The sequence below is a fragment of the Thermogymnomonas acidicola JCM 13583 genome, from assembly GCF_001316105.1.
GTDB classification, from domain to species: Archaea; Thermoplasmatota; Thermoplasmata; order Thermoplasmatales; family Thermoplasmataceae; genus Thermogymnomonas; species Thermogymnomonas acidicola.
Genome location: NZ_BBCP01000025.1, coordinates 1 through 2,547, shown reverse-complemented (window position 1 = coordinate 2,547; position 2,547 = coordinate 1). Strand labels below are relative to the sequence as shown.

Below are 2,547 nucleotides of genomic sequence, written 5' to 3'. Positions count from 1 at the left end.
CCCGGCGGGCCCGCACTCTGTACGGTTTAAAAAAATTAAATAGCGTATGCAGAGCTAAGAAAGAGATTAATAAAGGAGGTTATTAAGAAAGGATACTGAAATAGATAAGATCGGTTGTAAAAAAATTAAAAAACAGATTTGAAATAGTGAAGTGGTAGGATGGTAGAGGATCAGAAAACGGTTTTAAAATTCGAAACTATGCTGAACAATGTTATTTCAGGGGGGATTCTATCGAAATTATGAAGCAGATACCTGACAACAGTGTTGACCTGATCTTTGCAGATCCCCCCCATATAATCTGCAATTGGAAAACGAACTGTACAGGCCGAACGAAACAAAGGTCAATGGAGTAAGCGAAGACTGGGATAAATTCAGGTCATTCAAGGAGTATGATGATTTCACCCTTAACTGGTTAAGTCAATGCAGGAGGGTTCTGAAGGATTCAGGAACAATATGGGTTATAGGCACATACCATAACATTTTCAGAGTTGGTAAGATAATGCAGGACCTGGGATACTGGATACTGAACGACATTGTATGGATTAAAACCAACCCCCCATGCCGAATTTTAAAGGAACACGCTTTAACAATGCCCATGAGACGCTGATCTGGGCCTCAAAGGACAAGGAATCGAAATATACGTTCAACTACAAAACAATGAAGGCATACAACGATGATCTGCAGATGAGGAGCGATTGGTATATACCATCTGCCAGGGGGGGATGAGAGAATAAAGATAAATGGACAAAAACTTCATCCCACTCAAAAACCTGAGGCGCTGTTATACAGGATAATCACCGCAACATCCAAACTTGGTGATATAGTATTAGATCCGTTTGCTGGAACAGGAACCACCCTGGTTGTGGCAAAGAAGTTGGGCAGATCCTTCATTGGCATTGAGAAAGAACCGCTTTATGTCGATGCATGCAGGGAGAGGTTGAGAAAAACCGCATCCTATCAACAAAAACTACTGGACTACCCATTGGAGATCAGGCCTAAGAGAGTACCTTTTGGCAGTCTGATAGAGAATGGCTATGTCAGAGCCGGAGAATATTTATATTCTCCAGATGGAGAAGCCAGGGCATTGGTTTTAGCCAACGGAACCTTATCATACGAAGATAAATATGGGTCCATACATAAGATAAGCGCGATGATATTGAATAAACCCGCAAACAACGGCTGGACATTTTGGTATGTCAAAAGGGATGGCAAGCTTGTAAGCATAAATGATTTAAGGCAAAGATTGTTGAAGGATCAATATGCCAACCATCATGGAATACAGTAAATTCGAGGAGATCTTCAATAGAGAAATATTTGAGCACTCGAAACCAAAACTCTTGGAGACTATAGCAAACGAGCCAAATCGATATATAGGTTTATTTAGACCAACGAAACCAAAGGGTAAATTATTACAAAATCTTTTACAATCACATGAGATAAGAATGGGTAATGCCTTTGAGGTATTGTTTGAGGAATATTTTAGAATTTTAGGCTATAACATACTACAAAAGAAATTTACCGATGAAAATTTGGATATTGATCAATGTTTTAGAAATGATGATGTCATATATTTTATAGAGCAGAAGATCAGAGACGACCATGATTCATCAAAGAAAAGAGGACAAATAGACAATTTCGAAAGAAGTTAGATTTAATGATGAAAAACTACGAGAATGAGAAATTGGTTGGTATATTCTATTTTATAGACCCTGATTTAAGGAAAAACGAGAGTTATTACAGATCGGAACTTTTAAAAATGAAAGATGATTATAATGTCGACTTATATTTATTTTATGGTAAAGAATTATTTGAGTTTCTGAATGCAATAGATATATGGTATGAGATATTAGACTATCTGAAAAAATGGAAAGCTTCTATATCTGATTTGCCAGAGTTAAACTTCGACTTAGAATCAGAACAGACGTTTAATGAAATTAAAGATTTACCACCGAGTGTATTTAGAAAATTATTTAGAAATAGAGAAGTGTTTAATGACATTATCTTAACATTATTTCCTGAAAAGAAAACGCTTAGTTTACTATTGGAGTATTTTAAGCAAAATAATAACAAAGCAATTTATAAGACCTTGTCTGAGAAGCTTGAGGAACTTTTATAAATTAGTCTTATTTAAGATCAAATTCACCCCCCCGTCTTGTTCCGCAATTTTTACCCCCCCTTCGATTTACTGCTTGATTCAGTAATATTCTCCTCTCCTGCGAAGTGCAATTTTAGGTGAATGGGTTTGAATGGCTTAAGGGCATGCTTGACAGCACAATGCCGCTTAGCTTTGTGCGCGATAACACGACATACCATGGGGGCTCTATACAGCAACTCTTACAACTTTTATAAAAACCCATTAGGGACTGCATACTCTTTTATAAACTTTCCAAGCTCCCCATCGTAGAATATTATAGCACTCTGCAATACAAGATCTGCCCGCTTAGGAACAAACAATTTGATCTGCAATGAAATGGAGTTGCATTGGGAGGTATTCTATTCTGAAATTGAACGTTATAGAAATAGAGCTTGGAATCCTTCGGGACTTCG

The 2,547-nt window shown here is 37.2% G+C and carries 2 pseudogenes; both read left to right on the top strand.

Annotation, left to right across the window (positions count from 1 at the left end):
• The first annotated feature begins 239 nt into the window (after positions 1 to 239).
• Positions 240 to 1,285 (top strand): annotated as a pseudogene (locus JCM13583_RS11450) (site-specific DNA-methyltransferase).
• Positions 1,272 to 2,116: pseudogene (locus JCM13583_RS11445) on the top strand (restriction endonuclease). The pseudogenes JCM13583_RS11450 and JCM13583_RS11445 overlap by 14 nt, the downstream one beginning before the upstream one ends.
• The last annotated feature ends 431 nt before the right edge of the window (positions 2,117 to 2,547 follow it).